The sequence below is a fragment of the Janibacter terrae NBRC 107853 genome (assembly GCF_001591405.1).
GTDB lineage: Bacteria > Actinomycetota > Actinomycetes > Actinomycetales > Dermatophilaceae > Janibacter > Janibacter terrae.
Genome location: NZ_BCUV01000002.1, coordinates 1 through 18,516 on the forward strand (window position 1 = coordinate 1; position 18,516 = coordinate 18,516).

General features: G+C 73.2%; 20 protein-coding genes. 10 read left to right on the forward strand and 10 right to left on the reverse strand.

Annotation, left to right across the window (positions count from 1 at the left end):
- Positions 1-143: 143 nt before the first annotated feature.
- Complete coding sequence (gene acs, locus JT1_RS00005) at positions 144-2,078, reverse strand: acetate--CoA ligase (RefSeq protein WP_068321082.1); 1,935 nt, start codon at positions 2,076-2,078, stop codon at positions 144-146.
- A gap of 305 nt (positions 2,079-2,383) precedes the next feature.
- Between acs and JT1_RS00010 the strand changes: the two genes are divergently transcribed.
- Positions 2,384-3,265, forward strand: coding sequence for a phenylalanine 4-monooxygenase (locus tag JT1_RS00010; protein ID WP_255218212.1), 882 nt, complete (start codon positions 2,384-2,386; stop codon positions 3,263-3,265).
- On the opposite strand, the gene JT1_RS00015 is transcribed toward JT1_RS00010, so the two are convergent.
- From JT1_RS00015 to JT1_RS00045, 7 genes are all read right to left on the reverse strand, one after another.
- Positions 3,262-3,846 (reverse strand): TetR/AcrR family transcriptional regulator C-terminal domain-containing protein, encoded by a 585-nt coding sequence (locus JT1_RS00015; RefSeq protein ID WP_068321089.1) that lies wholly within the window; start codon positions 3,844-3,846, stop codon positions 3,262-3,264. The two genes, JT1_RS00010 and JT1_RS00015, sit on opposite strands and share 4 nt — an antisense overlap.
- A gap of 74 nt (positions 3,847-3,920) precedes the next feature.
- Positions 3,921-5,555: a monocarboxylic acid transporter gene (locus tag JT1_RS00020; protein WP_068321092.1), complete on the reverse strand. Its 1,635-nt coding sequence runs from the start codon at positions 5,553-5,555 to the stop codon at positions 3,921-3,923.
- A complete protein-coding gene (locus JT1_RS00025) occupies positions 5,552-5,899 on the reverse strand; it encodes a DUF485 domain-containing protein (RefSeq protein ID WP_068321095.1) in 348 nt (115 codons plus the stop codon). The genes JT1_RS00020 and JT1_RS00025 overlap by 4 nt, the downstream gene beginning before the upstream one ends.
- Positions 5,900-6,072: 173 nt before the next feature.
- Positions 6,073-7,590, reverse strand: coding sequence for a sodium/solute symporter (locus JT1_RS00030; protein ID WP_068321098.1), 1,518 nt, complete (start codon positions 7,588-7,590; stop codon positions 6,073-6,075).
- A complete protein-coding gene (locus JT1_RS00035) occupies positions 7,587-7,958 on the reverse strand; it encodes a DUF485 domain-containing protein (RefSeq protein ID WP_068321102.1) in 372 nt (123 codons plus the stop codon). The genes JT1_RS00030 and JT1_RS00035 overlap by 4 nt, the downstream gene beginning before the upstream one ends.
- Complete coding sequence (locus tag JT1_RS00040) at positions 7,955-8,719, reverse strand: LytR/AlgR family response regulator transcription factor (protein WP_068322394.1); 765 nt, start codon at positions 8,717-8,719, stop codon at positions 7,955-7,957. The genes JT1_RS00035 and JT1_RS00040 overlap by 4 nt, the downstream gene beginning before the upstream one ends.
- A gap of 10 nt (positions 8,720-8,729) precedes the next feature.
- Positions 8,730-9,929: a sensor histidine kinase gene (locus JT1_RS00045; protein ID WP_082807364.1), complete on the reverse strand. Its 1,200-nt coding sequence runs from the start codon at positions 9,927-9,929 to the stop codon at positions 8,730-8,732.
- A gap of 32 nt (positions 9,930-9,961) precedes the next feature.
- Here JT1_RS00045 and JT1_RS00050 point away from each other — a divergent pair, with 32 nt between their 5' ends.
- The 8 genes from JT1_RS00050 (at position 9,962) to JT1_RS00085 (ending at position 15,197) form a co-directional block, all read left to right on the forward strand.
- Positions 9,962-10,816 (forward strand): Fic family protein, encoded by an 855-nt coding sequence (locus JT1_RS00050; RefSeq protein WP_068321105.1) that lies wholly within the window; start codon positions 9,962-9,964, stop codon positions 10,814-10,816.
- A 282-nt stretch (positions 10,817-11,098) separates the two neighbouring features.
- Positions 11,099-11,815, forward strand: a complete 717-nt coding sequence (locus tag JT1_RS00055; RefSeq protein ID WP_068321108.1) for a CpaE-like family protein — start codon at positions 11,099-11,101, stop codon at positions 11,813-11,815.
- On the forward strand, positions 11,812-12,849 hold the full coding sequence (locus tag JT1_RS00060; RefSeq protein ID WP_068321110.1) for a TadA family conjugal transfer-associated ATPase: 1,038 nt from the start codon (positions 11,812-11,814) through the stop codon (positions 12,847-12,849). The genes JT1_RS00055 and JT1_RS00060 overlap by 4 nt, the downstream gene beginning before the upstream one ends.
- Complete coding sequence (locus tag JT1_RS00065) at positions 12,846-13,526, forward strand: type II secretion system F family protein (RefSeq protein WP_082807365.1); 681 nt, start codon at positions 12,846-12,848, stop codon at positions 13,524-13,526. Before JT1_RS00060 ends, JT1_RS00065 begins: the two co-directional genes overlap by 4 nt.
- On the forward strand, positions 13,523-14,068 hold the full coding sequence (locus JT1_RS00070) for a type II secretion system F family protein (protein WP_068321116.1): 546 nt from the start codon (positions 13,523-13,525) through the stop codon (positions 14,066-14,068). The genes JT1_RS00065 and JT1_RS00070 overlap by 4 nt, the downstream gene beginning before the upstream one ends.
- A 215-nt stretch (positions 14,069-14,283) precedes the next feature.
- Entirely contained in the window at positions 14,284-14,475 is a 192-nt protein-coding gene (locus JT1_RS00075; RefSeq protein ID WP_068321119.1) for a DUF4244 domain-containing protein, read from the forward strand.
- Between the two features lie 19 nt (positions 14,476-14,494).
- The gene (locus JT1_RS00080; protein WP_068321122.1) at positions 14,495-14,827 is read left to right on the forward strand and encodes a TadE family type IV pilus minor pilin; all 333 of its coding nucleotides are present in this window, start codon (positions 14,495-14,497) and stop codon (positions 14,825-14,827) included.
- The gene (locus tag JT1_RS00085; protein WP_068321125.1) at positions 14,814-15,197 is read left to right on the forward strand and encodes an Rv3654c family TadE-like protein; all 384 of its coding nucleotides are present in this window, start codon (positions 14,814-14,816) and stop codon (positions 15,195-15,197) included. The genes JT1_RS00080 and JT1_RS00085 overlap by 14 nt, the downstream gene beginning before the upstream one ends.
- Positions 15,198-15,256: 59 nt before the next feature.
- On the opposite strand, the gene JT1_RS00090 is transcribed toward JT1_RS00085, so the two are convergent.
- Both JT1_RS00090 and JT1_RS00095 read right to left on the reverse strand, forming a co-directional pair.
- A complete protein-coding gene (locus tag JT1_RS00090; RefSeq protein WP_068321128.1) occupies positions 15,257-15,766 on the reverse strand; it encodes a hypothetical protein in 510 nt (169 codons plus the stop codon).
- A 21-nt stretch (positions 15,767-15,787) separates the two neighbouring features.
- Entirely contained in the window at positions 15,788-18,112 is a 2,325-nt protein-coding gene (locus JT1_RS00095; protein ID WP_068321131.1) for a DEAD/DEAH box helicase, read from the reverse strand.
- 18 nt (positions 18,113-18,130) lie between these two features.
- Here JT1_RS00095 and JT1_RS00100 point away from each other — a divergent pair, with 18 nt between their 5' ends.
- Positions 18,131-18,484 carry an STAS domain-containing protein gene (locus JT1_RS00100; protein ID WP_068321133.1) on the forward strand — a complete coding sequence of 118 codons (354 nt, stop codon included), beginning with the start codon at positions 18,131-18,133 and terminating at the stop codon, positions 18,482-18,484.
- The last annotated feature ends 32 nt before the right edge of the window (positions 18,485-18,516 follow it).

Here is an 18,516-nt window from a genome sequence, read left to right on the forward strand (position 1 = left end):
GTGCCAAAGCCCTCGACGTGTCGTCGAGGGCTTTGGTGCGTCCTGGGGCGGGTGCACACCCGTCGCTGCAGGACGACACAGACGAAGGGGGCCCCGCCAGCACGATGCCGGCGGGGCCCCCCTTCGTCGTGCTCGGACCTGCGTCAGCCGTCCGAGGGCTTGTTCATGCCGTCCTTGATGAGGTTCATGACGGACGAGTCCGCGAGCGTGGTGACGTCACCGACCTCTCGGTTCTCCGCCACGTCCTTCAGCAGCCGCCGCATGATCTTGCCAGAGCGGGTCTTGGGCAGCTCCTCGACGATCATGATCGAGCGCGGCTTGGCGATCGGACCGATCTCCTTGGCCACGTGGCCACGCAGCTCCTGGACGAGCTCCTCGCCCTGGGTCCCGGAGTCGGCGCCCTCCTGCCGCAGGATGACGAAGGCGACCACCGCCTGGCCGGTCGTCTCGTCGCTCGCGCCGACCACGGCGGCCTCGGCCACCCTGGGGTGCGAGACGAGCGCGGACTCGATCTCCGCCGTGGACAGCCGGTGACCGGAGACGTTCATGACGTCGTCGACTCGGCCGAGGATCCAGATGTTGCCGTCGGCGTCGTACTTCGCCCCGTCACCGGCGAAGTAGTACTCGGGGCCGAAGCGGCTCCAGTAGGTGTCCTTGTAGCGCTCCGGGTCCCCCCAGATGCCGCGCAGCATGGCGGGCCACGGCTTGGTGAGCACGAGGTATCCGACCTGCTCGGGCTCGGTGAGCGGCTGGCCCTCGTCGTCGAGGATCTCCGCGCTGATGCCCGGGATGGGCCTCTGCGAGCTGCCCGGCTCGAGCGTCGTCACCCCGGGGAGGGGGGAGTTCATGATCGCGCCGGTCTCGGTCTGCCACCACGTGTCGACGATGGGGGCGGTGCCCGCACCGATGACATCGCGGTACCAGCGCCATGCCTCGGGGTTGATCGGCTCACCGACGGAGCCGAGCACCCGGATGGAGGAGAGGTCGTACTTCTTGGGGATCTCCTCGCCCCACTTCATGAAGGTGCGGATGGCGGTGGGGGCGGTGTAGAGGATGCTCACCTTGTACTTCTCGACGATCTCCCAGAACACGCCCTGGTGCGGGCTGTCGGGGGTCCCCTCGAAGATCACCTGGGTCGCGCCGTTGGCGAGCGGCCCGTAGACGATGTAGCTGTGACCGGTCACCCAGCCGATGTCGGCGGTGCACCAGTAGACGTCTGTCTCGGGATGGAGGTCGTGGACGACGGAGTTGGTGTAGGCGTTCTGCACGAGGTAACCGCCGGAGGTGTGCAGGATCCCCTTCGGCTTCCCCGTCGTCCCGGAGGTGTAGAGGATGAAGAGCGGGTGCTCGCTGTCGTGCGGCTGCGGCTCGTGCTGGTCGGAGGCGCTGTCGACGACGTCGTGCCACCAGACGTCGCGCGAGTCGTCCCAGTCGACGTCCATGCCGGTGCGCTTGACGACGAGCACCTTCTCCGCGGTCGTGCCCTGGACGGCGTGGTCGACGGCGGCCTTGAGCGGCATCGACTTGCCCTTGCGGAACTGCCCGTCCGTGGTCACGACGACCTTGGCCTCGCCGTCCTCGATGCGCGTCCTGAGCGCGTCGGAGGAGAAGCCGCCGAAGACGACCGAGTGGGGCGCGCCGATGCGCGCGCAGGCGAGCATCGTGATGACCGCCTCCGGGATCATCGGCATGTAGACGGCGACGCGGTCCCCCTTCGTCACGCCGAGCGACTCGAGGGCATTGGCCGCCTTGCAGACCTCGCGCTGGAGGTCCGCGTACGTGATCGTGCGGTCGTTGCCGTCCGCGGCGACGACGTGGAGGGCGACGCGGTCACCGTTGCCGGCCTCGACGTGCCGGTCGACGCAGTTGTAGGCGACGTTCAGCTCACCGCCGAGGTACCACTTGGCGAAGGGGGCCTCGCTCCAGTCGAGCGTGGTGTCGAAGTCCTTGGACCACGTGACGTACTCCCGGGCTCGTGCCGCCCAGAATCCCTCGTGGTCCGCCGCTGCCTCGTCGTAGAGCGCTGCCTTGCCGTTCGCCTGTGCGGCGAACTCGGTGCTCGGGGCGTAGTCCGACACATGTCCTCCTCATCGAGAGCCCGCGCGACGGTGCGCGGACGTGGTGTACGTCTCCACCTTGGCCCGCGGGGGCGGTGAGCACAACGTGGTCCCACGGACCGTCGCCGGGCGCGGGGGAGCAGGCGACGAGCGGTCGAGAGGAGTGTGGTCACCCTGCACAGCCTCCGGACCGACCGCGCCGCGCCACCCTGAGCACAGTGACCAGTGATCGGTGCGAGCGTGGCCCCCTCCGCCGCGATCTGCCACGGTTGGGTGATCACAAGGAGGTGGTTGAGGTGTTCACCGAAGGACAGTTGTACTCGCCCGTGACCGAGCACGCAGACGGCAGCGTCGAGGTGCACCTGGCGGACACGCACCCGGGCCGTGAGGACCCGGAGTACCTGCGGCGACGGGGCGAGATCGCCGGCGCCGCCCTCGCGTGGGAGCGCGGCTCGCAGCCCGTCCCGACCATCACCTACTCCGAGCGGGAGCACGAGGTCTGGCGCACGGTGAGCGCCGAGCTCGCCCCGCTCCACGAGCGGTACGCGCACAGCGAGTACCTCGCGGCCAAGGAGCGGCTCGCGCTGCCGACCGACCACGTGCCCCAGCTGGCGGAGGTCGGCGAGCGCCTGGTCCCGCTCACCGGGTGGACCTACGTCTGCGCGCCGGGGCTGGTGCCGCTGCGTGACTTCTACGCGGACCTGGGCAGCCGCACCTTCAACTCCACGCAGTACCTGCGCCATGACTCCCAGCCGTTGTACACGCCCGAGCCGGACATCATCCACGAGGTGATCGGGCACGCCAACCAGCTCGCCAGCCCGCGGTTCGCCGCCATCACGCAGGCTGCCGGGCGCGCCTCCCTTCGCCTCGAGACGCAGGAGGCGATGAAGCTCGTCGCGGACGTCTTCTGGTTCTCCATCGAGTTCGGCGTGATGCGCGAGCACGGCGAGGCCAAGGCGTACGGGGCCGGGATCCTCTCGAGCTACGGCGAGATCCAGGAGTTCGGCCACATGGAGATCCGCGAGCTCGACCTCGCCGACATGGGCACCCTCAACTACGACATCACGGCCTACCAGCCGGTGCTCTTCGCCGCCGAGTCCCTGACGCACCTCGAGGACGTCGTCGGCGAGTTCTTCGCGACGGTCGACGACGACGCGGCGGCGGCGCTGCGCGCCGAGGCGGGCCGGCGGGGGCTCGTCCCCGGCTAGGGAGCCCCGACGAGCGCCGCGATGCCGGTGAGCACGATGCCCAGCCCCGTCCCGAACTCCGCGGGGGAGCGCGGCGGCGGGGCGATGCCCGAGCGGGTGGCCTGGTCGTGCGACTGGGCGACGTACGCGTGCCCGTAGACGAAGTGCAGCAGCGTGCTGGCCGCCGTCGACGCGAGGTCCTCCTCCAGCCCGGCACCGGCGAGCAGCTCGCCCAGCTCCGCTGCGGGTGCCTGCCCGCCCATCCCGAAGGCCCACATGCTCATGACGAGGTCGGCGCCGTCCGGGTAGGCGGTGACGGCAGCGTGCAGGTCCGTGCAGCGGCGGTGGACGCGTTCGCGCCAGTCGGCGCCCGGTGCCGACGGGTGCTGCGGCCCGCGGCGCAGGATCTCGTCGGCGACCGCCCCGAGGAGCGCCTGCTTGTTGGGCACGTGGTGGTAGATCGCGCTCTGCTGCACCCCCAGCTCGGTGCCGATGGCCCGCATCGTCAGGTCGGGCAGGCCGACCCGCGCGAGGATCGACAGGGCGGTCTCGACGACCAGCGCGTGGGTGAGCGGCCGGCGGGGGGAACGAGGGGATGGCACGGTCCCGACCCTATGACGACGAAGGGGGGGAGAGCCGCAGCTCTCCCCCCCTTCGTCTCGCGCTGACCGGACGGTCAGTGCTCGACCACCTCGGCGACGCCGTGTCCGGTGAGGCTGCGGACCTCCATCTCCGCGAACTTGGCCCGGTTGAACTCCTTGCTCGTCACGGTGCCGAGCCAACCGAGGAAGAATCCGAGCGGGATCGAGACGAGGCCGGGGTTGTCCAGCGGGAACCAGCTGAAGTCCACGTCCTGCAGCATCGAGGGCGACTTGCCGGTCAGCGGGTCGATCGGCTTGCCGGACACCACGGGCGAGAAGACGATCAGCAGGAGCGCGGAGGACAGACCGCCGTACATCGACCACAGCGCACCCCGGGTGTTGAAGCGCTTCCAGAAGAGGCTGTAGAGGATGGTCGGCAGGTTGGCGCTCGCCGCGACCGCGAAGGCCAGGGCCACGAGGAAGGCGATGTTCTGGTCCTTGGCGAGCATGCCGCCGAGGATCGCCACGACGCCGGTACCGACCGCCGCGTACCTCGAGACCTTGACCTCGGCGTCCTGCGAGGCCTGGCCCTTCTTGAAGACCTGGTTGTACAGGTCGTGGGCGACGCTCGCGCTGGCGGTGATGGTCAGGCCGGCGACCACGGCGAGGATCGTCGCGAAGGCGATGCCGGAGACGATGCCGAGGAGGACCGACCCGCCGAGCTCGTAGGCGAGCAGCGGGGCGGCGGCGTTGGCCTTGCCGGGAGCGTTGGCGATGACCTCCGGGCCGACGAGGGCGCCGGCGCCGTAGCCGATGACCAGGGTCAGCAGGTAGAAGCCACCGATGAGCCAGATGGCCCACTCGACCGACTTGCGCGCCTGCTTGCTCGTCGGAACCGTGTAGAAGCGCTGCAGCACGTGCGGCAGGCCGGCGGTGCCGAGGACCAGGGCGAGCGAGAGCGAGATGAAGTCGATCTTCGTGGTGAGGTTCTTGCCGTACTTCAGGCCCGGCTCGAGGAGCTTCTCGCCCGCCGCGGGGTTCTTGTCGACGGCGGCCTGCATGACACTCGAGAGGTTCATGCCGAACTTGCTGAGGACCCAGACGGTCATCACGGCGACCGCGAAGATCAGGAGCACCGCCTTGATCATCTGCACCCAGGTCGTGCCCTTCATCCCACCGATCATCACGTAGGCGACCATGACGATGCCCACGACCGCGATGACGACGTTCTGCGCCGCCGACCCGTCGACGCCGAGGAGCAGCGAGACGAGGCCGCCGGCGCCGGCCATCTGCGCGAGCAGGTAGAAGAAGGAGACGGCGAGGACCGAGCTGGCCGTCGCGATGCGCATGGGGCGCTGCTGGAGCCGGTAGGACAGCACGTCCGCGAGGGTGAACCGGCCGGTGTTGCGGAAGAGCTCGGCTACCAGCAGGAGGGCGACGAGCCACGCCACGAGGAAGCCGATGGAGTAGAGGAAGCCGTCGTAGCCCTGGAGGGCGATGGCGCCGGCGATGCCGAGGAAGCTCGCGGCGGACAGGTAGTCGCCGGCGATGGCCAGGCCGTTCTGCCGACCGGAGAAGGAGGCCCCACCGGTGTACATCTGGCTGGCCGTCTTGTGGCCCGAGGCCACCTTGATGACGATCGCGAGGGTCACGACGACGAAGACGACGAAGATCGAGATGTTGAGCGCGGGGGAGCCGGTCTGCTCGGCCGCGACGAGTGCGGGGATCATCCGTCCACCTCCGGGGTCCCGTGGGCGCCGACCTGGGCGGCGACGGCCTCGGCCTGCGGGTCGAGGACCCGGCTGGCCCAGCGGACGTAGGCGATGGTGATCGCGAAGGTCGTGACGAACTGGCCGAGGCCGAGGATCACGCCGATGTTGATGTTGCCGAAGACCTTGGTCGACATGAAGCCGGGGGCGAACATCGACAGCAGCACGTAGAGGAAGTACCACGCGAGGAAGAACGCGGTGACGGGGAAGACGAAGCCGCGGAAGGTGCGGCGCAGGTCGCCGAACTCCTTCGACTCCTGGACGGCGATGTAGCGCTCGCCGAGCGATTGAGCGTCGCTGCTCATGGCTCACCTCCGGTTAGGGGGAGACCCGGACAGCGGTGGCCGGGTCGGGACCAGAGTGGACCGCCCCGGCCCGTCCCCGGGGACACCGCGCGCGGGCTCGCGGTCGGCGGGAGCACCCGTCGCCGTGCGGACCACGAGCGTGCGCCGAGCGGCCCCGTGGACGCGACGAACGGTCAACCGGTCTCCACGAGGACGTCCTCGGGCGTGTGCAGCCGGGTCATCGTCCGCGCCCACCTCCGCGGGCGCGGCGTCGCCAGGGAGACCACGATCGTCACGACGAAGGCGAGCGGAGTCGCCCACGCGGTCGGCGCGGAGGTGAGGGCGCCGAGCCACCCCTCGGGGGCGAGGTCGGTGACGGAGACGATGGCGGCGACCGACGTGGTGAGGCCTCCCACGCTCACGCCCGCGGCGGCCCCCTTCGCCGTGAGCCGAGGCCACCAGACGCCGAGGATCAGCAGGGGCGCGAAGGTCGCCGCCGCGATCGCGAAGGCGTGGCTGACCGCCGTCGAGATGCCGACCGGGCCGGCCGTGCAGGCCACGACGAAGGGGGCGAGCACCCCGACCCCTGCCGCGAGACGGAAGGAGGCGGCCGGGCCGGCGTCCCCGTGCGTCAGCCTGGAGGAGAGCGGACGCAGGACGTCCTGGTCGATGGCGCCGGCGACCGACATCGCCACGCCCGAGGCGGTGGCGAGGAAGGCCGCGAAGGCGCCGCCCGCGACGAGGGCGGTGAGCAGCTGGCCGTCCAGGCCGGGGAGCATCGCGCCGGGGAGCGCGAGGACGACCGTGCGGCTCGGGTCGTCGCTGATGTCGGCCCGGTCGAGGTAGGCGCGACCGAGGTAGCCGTAGATCGGGGGGAAGACGTAGAAGATGCTGAGCAGCACGAGCACCGAGACGGTCGTGCGCCGGGCCGCGACGCCGTCGGGGTTGGTGTAGAAGCGCACGGCGATGTGCGGCAGGCCCATCGTGCCCAGGCACAGCGCCGCGAGCGTGCTGTACGTCGTGAAGAGCGTCCGGCTCGTGGGGTCGTCGGAGGTGAGCGGCTCCCACCACGAGGCCTCCGCCTGCGGGGTGGGGGCTCCGGTGCGCTGCCAGACGAGGAGGAGGACGAAGGCGGGCACCGCGATGGCCGTGAGCTTGATCCAGTACTGCACCGACTGCACGAGGGTCACCGAGCGCATGCCACCGGCCGCGACGTTGAGCACGACGATGACCGTGAGGACGGTGGCGCCGACCCAGGTCGGCAGGCCGCTCACGTGCCGCAGCGCGAGCCCGGCTCCCTGCATCTGCGGCAGCAGGTAGAGCCAGCCGATGCCGACGACGAGCAGGGCGCAGCCGCGGCGCAGGGCGGTGGACTCCAGACGCGACTCCGCGAAGTCGGGGAGGGTGTAGGCGCCCGAGCGACGCAGGGGCGCGGCGACGAGCAGCAGCAGGACGAGGTAGCCGACGGTGTAGCCGATGGGCATCCACAGCATGTCGATGCCCTGGTCGAAGACCAGCCCGGCGACGCCGAGATAGCTCGCGGCGGACAGGTACTCGCCGCTGATCGCGCTCGCGTTGCGCCACGGGGTGACGGCGCGGCCCGCGACGTAGAAGTCGCTCGTGCCCTTGGCCAGGCGCAGACCGAGCGCACCGAGCGTGAGCGTCGTCAGGCAGACGAGGGCGATCGCCGCGACGCTGAGCGGCTGGGTCACCTGCGGCCCACGAGGTCGCTGAAGTCGGCCTCGATGCGCTCGCTGGCCCGGGTGTACCAGCGGGCGATGAGGACGACGCCGGGGTAGACGAGCAGGCCGAGGACGAGCCACGGCAGCGGTACACCGAGCAGCTCCAGCCGGCGCAGCGCCGGGGCGAGGGCGAAGAGGAGGGGCAGTGCGCCCAGGGTGACCAGACCGACGGCGAGCACGCTGAGGGAGAGCTGGAGCTGGGCACGCATGAGGGAGCGCACGTACGTCGTGCCGAGCCGGGACTGGTCGGCGATCTCCTGACGGACGGTGGGCGGTCGGACCTGCCGGGTCCGGTGGCGGGTGCGGGTGACGCGGACCCGGTGGGGCGGGGTGCTCACCCCTCGTCCTGGCCCGGGCGGGGCCGCAGGAGGGTGCCGCGCAGGTGCCGGGTGTGCCGCCGGCTCACCTGCAGCTCCGTGCCGTCGACGACGACCGAGCACCGACCCGCGTCGTTGTGGATCTCGCTGATGTGGCGGGTCGAGACGAGCGTCGAGCGGTGGATGCGCACGAACCCGACGTCGGCCCACTCCTCCTCGAGGGTGGCGAGGGGGATGCGCACGAGGTGCGAGCCGCTCGGGGTGTGCAGCCGGGCGTAGTCGCCCTGGGCCTGCACCCAGCGGATCTCGCTCCGGGGGACGAACCGGGTGATCCCACCGAGCTCGACGGGGATCGTCTCCTCGTCCTCGGGGGCCGAGGCGGGCTGGGCCTCACGCTCGGCGGCGGCGAGGCACCGGCGCACCGCCTCGCCGATGCGCTCGGGCCGTACCGGCTTCATGAGGTAGTCGACGGCGTCCAGGTCGAAGGCGTCGACGGCGTGGTTGTCGTGCGCGGTCACGAAGACGACCTGGGGCCGCTCGGCGAAGCGCCGGATGACGCGGGCCAGCTGCATGCCGTCCAGCCCCGGCATCGAGATGTCGCTGAAGACGACGTCGACGGCCTCCCGCTCGAGCGCCGCGAGGGCGGCCGTGCCGCTCGCCGCGGTGAGCACGCGGCTGATGCGCTCGTCCTGGTCGAGGAGCCAGGCGACCTCGTTGCGCGCCGGCGCCTCGTCGTCGACGACGAGGACGGTCAGCGCGGCGGGACGAGACGGTCGCGGCATGGTCCCCACCCTAGGCGGGTTGCTCGAGGGCAGGGGAGTACTTGGGCACCCGGAACGAGACCTTCATCCCCGCGCCGGGAGCCGTGTCGACGACGAGGCCGAACTCCTCGCCGTAGACCTGGCGCAGCCGCGCGTCGACATTGCCCAGCCCCACGGAGTCGGAGCGGGACTGGCCGTCGAGGATCTTGCGGATCGTCTCGGGGTGGGCGCCGACCCCGTCGTCGTCGACGGAGAACTCCGCGACGCTGCCGTGGTCGGTCGCGCTGAGCACGACGTGCCCGGGTCCCTCCTTGGGCGCCAGGCCGTGCCGGACCGCGTTCTCCACCAGCGGCTGGATCGCGAGGTAGGGCACGCGCACGGGCAGCACCTCGGGCGCGATCTTCAGGGTGATGGACAGCCGGTCGCCGAAGCGGGCCTGCTCGAGGACGAGGTAGCGCTCGACATTGCGCAGCTCCTCGCTCACCGTCGTGAACGCACCGTCGCGACGCAGCGCGTAGCGGGTGAAGTCGGCGAACTCCAGGAGCAGCTCGCGCGCGCGGGCCGGGTCGGTGCGCACGAAGGAGGCGATCGCGGCGAGCGAGTTGTAGATGAAGTGCGGGGAGATCTGCGCCCGAAGCGCCCGTAGCTCCGCCTCCATGGCACGGGTGCGCTCGAAGGACAGGTCGGCCAGCTCGACCTGGGTCGCCACCCACGACGCGACCTCCTCGGCCGCTCGCGCGAGACCGGCCGAGACCTGCGGGCCGTATCCCGCGATCGCGCCGACGACCCGGTCGTCGACGATGACGGGGGCGATGACGGCTGCCCGCACCGGGCACTCGGTCGAGGTGCACGTGACCGTGTCCGGCCCGAGGACGACGACCTGCCCGGAGGCGAGGACCGGGGCGGCCTGGTCCATCACGGCCGGCAGGTGGTGTCTCCCTTCGCCCTCCCAGACGATGACGCCGGAGGTGTCGCAGACCGCCAGCCCGGGGGTCGCGAGCATGGCCCGCAGGTACGGGGCGGCGCGCTCGCAGCCGTCGTCGGTGAATCCGTCGGCGAGGTGCCGGCCGGCCATGGAGGCGGTGTGGAGGGTCTCGTAGGTCGCGAGGTCGGTGACCGAGATGAAGCCTGGTCGGGCCCGTCGCCAGCGCACGAGGGCGATGACGAGGCCCAGCGCGAGGAAGCCTCCCGTGACCACGGCCACGGTCGGCAGGTGCAGGCCGGCGTCCATGGGCGAACCCTAGTGCCGCCTACGCTGTGCGGGTGCCAGACTCCAACCCGCTCGTCGCCGCCCTGACCCAGCTCGCCGCGATCCCGGAGGTCGCCGAGGCCTCGGACCGGGCCCGCGAGGCGTGCACCAACCTGCGCTGGCACGAGGCACTGCGCCGGCGGATCCCGGAGGCGTCCGCGGAGTCCCGCGTCCGCGGTGCCTGGGCGAGCGCCGAGCTCGACGGGGCCCGCTCGACCGCGACGATCGTGCGCGACCTCATGCGGGGGGCGCGGGAGCGCAGCCCCGACCCGGACCCGGCAGAGCGGGTCATCCACGGCGCCATCGCGGCCACCGCGGAGAGCGAGCACCTGCGCGACCTCGTCACCCGCTCGCCCGGGCAGGCGCTGGCGCGCCTGCACACCGCGGCGGCGGCGCAGCTGGTCACGGACCACGGCCAGCTGGGCCGGCCGCGCGTCGAGGGGGAGGGGTGCGAGGAGTTCGCCGACCTCGGCCCGGCGCCGACGGGCGAGGAGCTGCGGCGCCGGCTGTCCGGGATCATCGAGCTCATGCAGTCGGCGAGCGAGGCGCCGGCGCTCGTCGTCGCCTCGATCGTGCACGCGGAGATCGCGACCGTGCGGCCCTTCGTCGTCGGCAACGGGCTCGTCGCGCGGGCCGTGGAGCGGGCGATGATCGCCGCGACCGGGCTCGACCCCACGGGCGTCGCGGTGCCCGAGGCGGGGCACGGCCACGAGGGCGGTCCGGCCTACCTCGGCTCGCTCGGGGGCTACGTGCACGGTGGCGTGCCGGGGGTCACGTTGTGGCTGAGGCACTGCGGTGACTCGCTCGTCGCGGGCGCCGAGGAGGGCTGGCGGGTGGCCGACTCGGTGCGTGCGGGGCGCCTCGGCTGAGACCCTCGGCACCTCGCGCGCGTCGGGGAATTGCGTTCCCGGCGTGGAGGGTTATTGTTGTCCTCAGCTGCTCCCTTCGGGTCGAGCGGCCAACGCCCGGCTCCCTCCCCCCGGAGTCCGCGCGTTGACGGCCCCGGCGCTCCCCCGCCGGGGCCGTCCCCTTTCCCGGGGAGTGTGCTCCACGGACCACGCTCCTCCACAGACCACGGTGGCGCGAAGGGGGCATCCACAGGGCCGCCGCCCCCCTCCCGGCGCCGTCGGGTCGGGGGCAGGGTCGAGGACATGCATCCCGTCGTCATCGTCACCGGCGCCTCCGGAGGGCTCGGCGCCTCCACGCTCGCTGCCGTCACGGCCACCGTGCTCGCCCGCGACGGGTCACCGGTGCTCGTCGACGGCGCCTTCGCCTCCGGTGGGCTCGATGCCACGGTCGCCGCGGAGCACCTCGACGGGCTGCGCTGGGGTGATCTCGCCGAGCACGAAGGGGAGGTCGACGCCGCCCGCCTGCGCCGGGCCCTGCCGCTCGGGCCGGTGCCTGTCCTCGCCGCCCGCGGGCGGCGCCCTTCCCCCGGGGCGGTGCGCGAGGTGATGCTGGGGCTGGCGGCCGAGGGGCCGGTGGTCGTCGACCTGCCCGCGATGGGCCGGGTGCCGGCGGTGTGGGCGGAGCTGGCCTCGCTCGTCGTGCTCGTGGTCGGCCTGCGGCCCCGGTGGCTGCGCGACGGGGAGGTGGTCGCGGGCGCGCTCGGGGACCTGCGCGGGTCGACGTTGCTCGTCACCCGCGGGCCGCGGCGGGCGGAACGGGTCTCGGAGCGGGCGGCCGAGCACCTGGGGCTACCGCTGCTCGATCACCTCGCCGACGACCCGGGCGTCGTCCGCGACGAGGCCCACGGACGCGCTCCCCGGCCCAGAGGAGCCGTCGGCGAGGTGGCGCGGGCCCTCGCCGCGGAGCTGCCCGGCCGCGGCCCGGCGCTCGCCGAGCGTGTCCTGGGGCTGGCGTCATGAGGTGGTCGAGCGCGATCGACGAGCAGGTGCGCGCTGGCAGGGCCCCGGACATCGGGGTCATCGACGAGGTGGCCCGCTCCGAGGCGGTGCGCCTGGGTGCGGCCGGGACGGCGCGGAGGTCGGGGGAGCTGCGCGCGGACCTCATGGGTCTCGGTGCGCTCGAGCCGCTCGTCGCCGACGCGCTCGTGACCGACGTGCTCGTCAACGGGGACGGCTCGGTGTGGGTGGACCGGGGCGAGGGCGTGACCCGGGCCGACGTGGTCGTCGGGGACGCGGACGCGGTCCGGCGCCTGGCCACGCGGCTGTCGGCGATCGCGGGGCGGCGTCTCGACGACGCCCAGCCCTGGGTGGACGGCCTGCTGCCGCGCGGGATCCGCCTGCACGCCGTGCTCCCGCCGTTGGTGGCCGACGGGGCACACGTGAGCCTGCGCATCCCGCGGCACCGGGGCGGTGGGCTCGACGCGCTCGTCCGGCTCGGTATGGCCACCCCCGCCCAGGCGGAGCAGCTGCGCGAGGTCGTCGCCGACAAGCGCGCCCACGTGGTCACCGGGGGGACGGGGACCGGCAAGACGACGCTCCTCGCGGCGATGCTCGCCGAGGTGCCGTCCGCAGAGCGGCTGCTCGTCGTCGAGGACGTGGGGGAGATCCAGGTCGGGCACCCGCACGTGGTGCGGTTGCAGGCGCGGGCGGCCAACACCGAGGGCGCCGGTGAGGTGACGATGGTCGATCTCGTGCGGCAGGCGCTGCGGATGCGGCCCGACCGGCTCGTCGTCGGAGAGGTGCGGGGCGCGGAGGTACGTGACCTCTTGCTCGCGCTCAACACGGGGCACGAAGGGGGCTGCGGCACCCTCCACGCCAACCGCGCCGAGGACGTGCCCAGTCGCTTCGAGGCGCTGGGTGCGCTCGCCGGCATGAGCCGTGAGGCGGTGCGCGCCCAGCTGGTCAGCGCGATCGAGGTGGTCGTGCACCTGCGGCGGGTCGGTGGGCGTCGCGTCGTCGACTCGATCGGCCCGCTGCCCGGGGTGCGGACATGACACTCGCCGTGGTCGGGCTCGTGCTCGCGGCCGTGCTGCTCTGGCCGGGACCGGTGGCGGGCGTGTCCCTCACGGCGCCCGCCGCGCCCAGTCGTGGGTGGTGGAGCCGTGGGATCGCAGGTGGACGCCTGCGCGACCTCGAGTCCCTCGCCGTCGTCGCCGACCTGCTGGCGATGGCCTTGCGCTCGGGAGCGACTCCCGTGGCTGCCGTGCGGGTGGTGACGGGCGAGGCCCCACGGCCGTGGCGGTCGGTGCTCGAGGAGGTGGGGGCCGAGCTCGCGACCGGGGGTGGCGCGGGCGGGGTGTGGCGCAGGCACGCGGCCGGGCGTCCCGAGCTGGGTCCGCTCGCGGGCGCCTGGTCGCTGAGCGAGGACCTCGGCGTCGCCCTCGCCCCGTCCATGGCGACCAGCGCGCAGGTGCTGCGGGCCCGGGTGCAGGCGCGGCGCCGCCTCGAGGCGGCGACCGCGGGTGCGCGGGCGACGATGCACATGCTGACGCTGCTGCCACTCGTGGGGATGCTCGCGGGGTTCGCCTTCGGCCTCACGCCCTGGGAGGTGTACGGCCACAGCGCGGTGACGATGGGCGCGGCCGTCCTGGGGCTCGTGCTCACCGCCGTCGGGTGGCTCGTCTGCCGGTGGGTGCTCGCACGGGCCGTGCAGCCGAGGGTCCACACGTGAGCATCCTCGTGGTGCTGCTCGTGGTGGTCGCGGTGGCGGTGTGGCCGGGCCGGGCCGCCGGCGTGGGGTGGCTGCGGCGGGAGCCGGAGCCACCCAGGTCGACGGCCTCGCTCACGGTCGACGAGGTCGCCGACTCAAGCGTCCTCCTGGCGCTCGCGCTGCAGTCCGGGCGGGGCCTGGTCCAGGCCCTGGAGGAGGTCGCCGAGGTGTCCGCGCAGGGCGCGGGGGAGGACCTGCACCGGGTGGCCGCCGCACTCGGGTGGGGCCGCTCGATGGCGGAGTCCTGGACCTACGCGCGCGAGCTGTGGGGTCCGACGGCGACGGCCTTCGTCGTCGCCGACGCGGTGGGTGCCCCCTCTGCCGCGGTGCTGCTCGACGCGGCCGAGACCCTGCGGGACACCGAGGCCAGACGGCTCGAGGAGTCCGGGGGCAAGGCCGCCGTGATGCTCGTCCTCCCGCTCGGGCTGTGCTTCCTGCCGGCCTTCATCGCGACCGCGGTCATCCCGCTGGTCGCCGTGCTCGTGGGGACCCAGCTCGGCTGACCCGTCGGCGCGCCCCACGGGTCGAGGTGATCCCGACCGGGTGGGCGGTCGCTGCGACCTCGACCCGGCCAGCCGAGATCGGCGCTTTCCCCAACCCGGTCCTGCGTGTCGTGACGGTCCACAGGTCCCGCGCGACCCTCCCGCGTGCGGGCCCAAGGGCGAAGGGTGGACCTCAGCGCAGCACACCAGGTGCTGCCGAGAGGGAGGAACGACCCATGAAGAAGTCCATCGTCAGCTGGGTCCACCGTGGGCGACTGGCCTGCGAGGCCGGGATGACCACGGCGGAGTACGCGGTCGGCACGCTCGCCGCGTGCACCTTCGCGATCGTGCTGCTCGCGGTCGTGAAGTCCGGGACGATCAAGACGGGCCTGTCGGGTGTCATCCTCGAGGCGCTCGGCATCCGCTGAGAGGACGGGGGACGCGGGGATGGTGACGGCGGAGGTCGCCCTCACCCTCCCCGCGGTCGTCCTCGTCCTCGTCATCTGCCTGTCCGCCCTGTCCTGGGGCGTCGACCGGGTGCGCTGCGTGGACGCCGCCAGGGTGGCCGTCCGTGAGCTGGCCCGGGGCGAGTCCCCGTCCCGTGCGCTCACGGACGCGCAGCGCACGGCTCCTGACGGGGCGCGTCTGGAGGTCGGGCGCAGCGGCTCGGACGTCACCGTCACCGTGACGGCTCCGTCACCACCGGCCCTGGCCTTCGCGGCCGCGGAGACCTCGTGCTCGTCGACCGCCCGGCTCGAGTCCGTCGATGTCGCCCCGTGAGCTGCGCGCCGAGGCCGGCTCGTCGACGGTCCTGGCTGTCGGGCTCATCGCGGTCCTGCTCACCATCACGCTCGCGGCCCTGGCCGTCCTCAGCGCGGTGCGGGCGGCGCACGTCGCCCGCTCTGCGGCGGACCTGTCCGCCCTCGCGGGGGCTGTCGAGTACCAGCAGTCGGCCGACGCGGGCGGCGCGTGCGCCGAAGCCCGCCGTGTGGCTGCACACCACGACGTGGCGGTCATCGACTGCGATGTCGGTGGCGGGGGCGAGGTGACCGTCACGGTGTCGGCGAGGATCCCCCTTCGGCTCGGCGGGGTCGGCCCGGACCATGCCGAGGGGAGGGCTCGCGCCGGCCCGTCACCGGAGGACGGGTGATGCCCCGGACCGCCTGCCCGAGGACCCTCCGTGGCCGGCCACGACCACGGCCTGGCCCGTCAGGGGCGCGGGTCGCGACGGATCGGGCGCGTCGCGTCCGGTCCGAGGGCGTCGCGGCCCGGGGTGGCGACACCCGTGTCGATGCGCTCGGTCGGCTGGTCGGTGAGCGTCGGGTCGTGTCGCTCGGCCACCTCGGCGCGCTCGCGGGCGATCTCGGTGGAGACGCGCTGGTCCTGGAGCTCGCGGTCGCGGCGGGCCACCTCCTCGCGGTGGGCCGCCTCTTGGTCGGCGAGGCGCTGCCTGGCGGCCAGCTCCTGCTCCTTGCGCTGGCGGCGCTGCCTGGTCCGTCGCGTCAGGGCCGCCTTGATGAGCACGAGCCCGAGCCACAGCAGGAGCATCGTCGCCATGCCCGCGACGACGAGCGCGAGCGGGTCGAGGGTGATCGTCACCGCGTCGAAGAGCTTGATGTCGACGTCCTGGCCGGCGACGTCCGGGGCCTGGGTGCCGAGGAGCAGGGCCGCGCCGAGCGCGAGGGCGACGAGCACGAGGATGAGGCCGAGGATGACCATGGCAGTAGCTCCCGGAGGTTGTCAGCCCGCGGTCTCCTGCAGCGGGTCCTCGCTCACTGTATGTCCGAGCGAGGCCAGGAGCAGGTCGAGCAGCGCGACGGCGCCGCGAGCGTCCAGCGGCTCGTTGCCGTTGCCGCACTTGGGCGACACGACGCAGGCCGGGCAGCCGTCGCCGCTGCACCCGCACGCGGCGATCGTCTCGCGGGTCATCGTCAGCCACTCGCCGATCCGCTCGTGCGCGCGTGCCGCGAACCCCGCACCCCCGGGGTGCCCGTCGTAGACCATGACGGTGGGCAGCCCCGTCTGCGGGTGCTGGTCGGTGGAGACGCCGCCGATGTCCCACCGGTCGCACGTGGCGAGGAGCGGGAGCATCCCGATCGCGGCGTGCTCCGCGGCGTGCGCGGCGCCCGGCACGTCCTGCTCGGCGACACCGGCCCGCGCCAGCGCCTCCGGCGTCATCGTCCACCACACCGCCCGGGTCGAGAGGGTCCGCTCGGGCAGGTCGAGCTCGTGGCGGCCGATGACCTCGCCGCTCGGCAGTCGCCGGAGGAACCCGGTCACCTGACGGCGCACGTCCACCCGGCCGAAGGAGACCCGGACCGGTCCGTGGTCGACCCCGACCTCCTCGGCGACGATGTCGAAGGAGGACACCGACTGGGCGTGCGTCGACCACCCCGGGTCGCCCAGCACGACCGTGGCCGTCGACTGCTCGAGATCGAGGTCGGTGACGACGAAGGTGCGCCCCTGGTGCACGTGCACGGCGCCCGTGTGGACCTGCGCGTGCGCCGAGCTCTCGTCGACCGTCCCGACGACGCGACCGGACCTCCCTTCGACGATGCTCACCACCTCGCCGATGCCGCGCAGGGACACGTGCTCGCCGGGCCGGTCGGGCCGGGTCCAGAACCAGCCGCCGGGGCGGGCACGCAGGATCCCTCGCGTGACGAGCACGTCGAGGACGCCGCTCAGCCCCTCGCCGAACCAGCGCTCGTCGTCGAGGGTCACGGGGATCTCCGCGGCGGCGCAGGCCACGTGCGGCACGAGGACGTGGAGGTTGCGCGGGTCGAGCACGCTCGTCTCGACCGGGGTGTCGAAGACCGCCTCGGGGTGCTCCACCACCCAGGTGTCGAGCGGGTCGTCGGCGGCGAGCAGCACGGCGAGGGCGTCCTGCCCGTCCCGCCCGGCGCGACCCGCCTGCTGCCACACCGAGGCCAGCCGACCGGGCCACCCGGCCATGAGGACGACGTCGAGCCCGGCGATGTCGATGCCGAGCTCGAGCGCGTTGGTCGCGGCGAGCCCGAGCAGGTCGCGGTCGCGCAGCCGACGCTCGATGATCCGCCGCTCCTCGGGCAGGTAGCCGCCCCGGTAGGCCGCGATCCTCCCTTCGTCCACCGCGCTCACCCGCCGCGCGGCGGAGGAGGCGAGGGCCTCGACCCCCGCCCGCGACCGCGCGAACGCGAGCGTCTGGACGTCCCGGCCCACGAGCTCGGCCATGAGCTCGGCGGCCTCCGTCGTGGGGGAGCGGCGGGCGCCCTCGTCGTCCTCCGGCGGCTGCCACAGCGCGAAGGTCAGCGCCCCGCGGGGCGAGCCGTCGCGCGTCACCGCGAGCACGTCGTCCCCGATGAGCCGCGAGGCGTGGCCGCCCGGGTCGCCGACGGTGGCCGAGGCGAGGACGAACACCGGATCGGCGCCGTACCGGCGTGCCACCCGCCGCAGCCGGCGGATGAGCAGGGCGACGTGCGACCCGAAGACCCCCCGGTAGACGTGGCACTCGTCGATGACGACGTAGCGCAGCCGCCGCAGCACGTGCGCCCAGTGCTCGTGCCCTGGCAGCAGGGAGTGGTGCACGAGGTCGGGGTTGGTGAGGATGACGTCGGCGTGGTCGCGGATCCAGCGCCGCTCGTCGGTCGGGGTGTCGCCGTCGTACGTCGCGGCGCGGATGCCGGGGACCGCCCACGACTGGATCCTCGCCAGCTGGTCGGCAGCCAGCGCCTTGGTCGGGGACAGGTAGAGCGCGGTCGCGCCGCGGCCGTTGGCGGCGGCCCGACCCTCGAGCACCGCGGTGAGCGAAGGGAGGAGGTACCCCAGCGACTTGCCCGAGGCCGTACCGGTCGCCAGGACGACGTGCCTGCCCTCCCGTGCCGCCTCGGCGGCAGCGGCCTGGTGTGACCAGAGCCGGTCGATGCCGGCGCCGGCGAGGGCGGTCCGCAGGGGTGGGGCGACCCAGTCCGGCAGGTCGGCGTGCTCCGCAGGGCGACGGGGGATCGACTCGACGTGCCGCACCCGGTCCTCGCGGCCGGCGGCCAGGGCGCGGAGCAGGTCGGGGGCCTGCGGACGGGTGCTGGACATGTGATCTACGGTAGGCCGGTGCCCATCACGATCACGACCAGCGAAGCGGGCGAGGTCCACATCGTCCACGTCAGTGGTGAGATCGACGTGACCTCCGCCGCCGTGCTGCGCGACGCGCTCGAGGCGCTCATCGCCGATGGGCGCCGCCGTCTGACCCTCGACCTGTCCGCGGTGACCTTCATGGACTCCACCGGCCTGGGGATCGTCGTCGGGCGCCTCAAGCGCCTCTCCCGCCACGGCGGGACGATGACCGTCGCGGCCGCCCACCCCCGGGTGCTGCGGGTCTTCTCCATCACCGGCCTCGACCAGCTCCTCGACGTCCACCCGGATGTCGACGCCGCAGTCCGCGCCGCGGAGGCAACTCGGCAGTAGTGTGAGCCAACGGTCGTGCCGCCACGACGACG

Coding starts and splice junctions, on each gene's coding strand:
- JT1_RS00020 (WP_068321092.1), bottom strand. CDS start 5,555: ATGATCCCCGCACTCGTCGCGGCCGAGCAGACCGGCTCCCCCGCGCTC.
- JT1_RS00025 (WP_068321095.1), bottom strand. CDS start 5,899: ATGAGCAGCGACGCTCAATCGCTCGGCGAGCGCTACATCGCCGTCCAG.
- JT1_RS00040 (WP_068322394.1), bottom strand. CDS start 8,719: ATGCCGCGACCGTCTCGTCCCGCCGCGCTGACCGTCCTCGTCGTCGAC.
- JT1_RS00045 (WP_082807364.1), bottom strand. CDS start 9,929: ATGGACGCCGGCCTGCACCTGCCGACCGTGGCCGTGGTCACGGGAGGC.
- JT1_RS00055 (WP_068321108.1), top strand. CDS start 11,099: ATGCATCCCGTCGTCATCGTCACCGGCGCCTCCGGAGGGCTCGGCGCC.
- JT1_RS00060 (WP_068321110.1), top strand. CDS start 11,812: ATGAGGTGGTCGAGCGCGATCGACGAGCAGGTGCGCGCTGGCAGGGCC.
- JT1_RS00065 (WP_082807365.1), top strand. CDS start 12,846: ATGACACTCGCCGTGGTCGGGCTCGTGCTCGCGGCCGTGCTGCTCTGG.
- JT1_RS00075 (WP_068321119.1), top strand. CDS start 14,284: ATGAAGAAGTCCATCGTCAGCTGGGTCCACCGTGGGCGACTGGCCTGC.
- JT1_RS00080 (WP_068321122.1), top strand. CDS start 14,495: ATGGTGACGGCGGAGGTCGCCCTCACCCTCCCCGCGGTCGTCCTCGTC.
- JT1_RS00085 (WP_068321125.1), top strand. CDS start 14,814: ATGTCGCCCCGTGAGCTGCGCGCCGAGGCCGGCTCGTCGACGGTCCTG.
- JT1_RS00090 (WP_068321128.1), bottom strand. CDS start 15,766: ATGGTCATCCTCGGCCTCATCCTCGTGCTCGTCGCCCTCGCGCTCGGC.
- JT1_RS00095 (WP_068321131.1), bottom strand. CDS start 18,112: ATGTCCAGCACCCGTCCGCAGGCCCCCGACCTGCTCCGCGCCCTGGCC.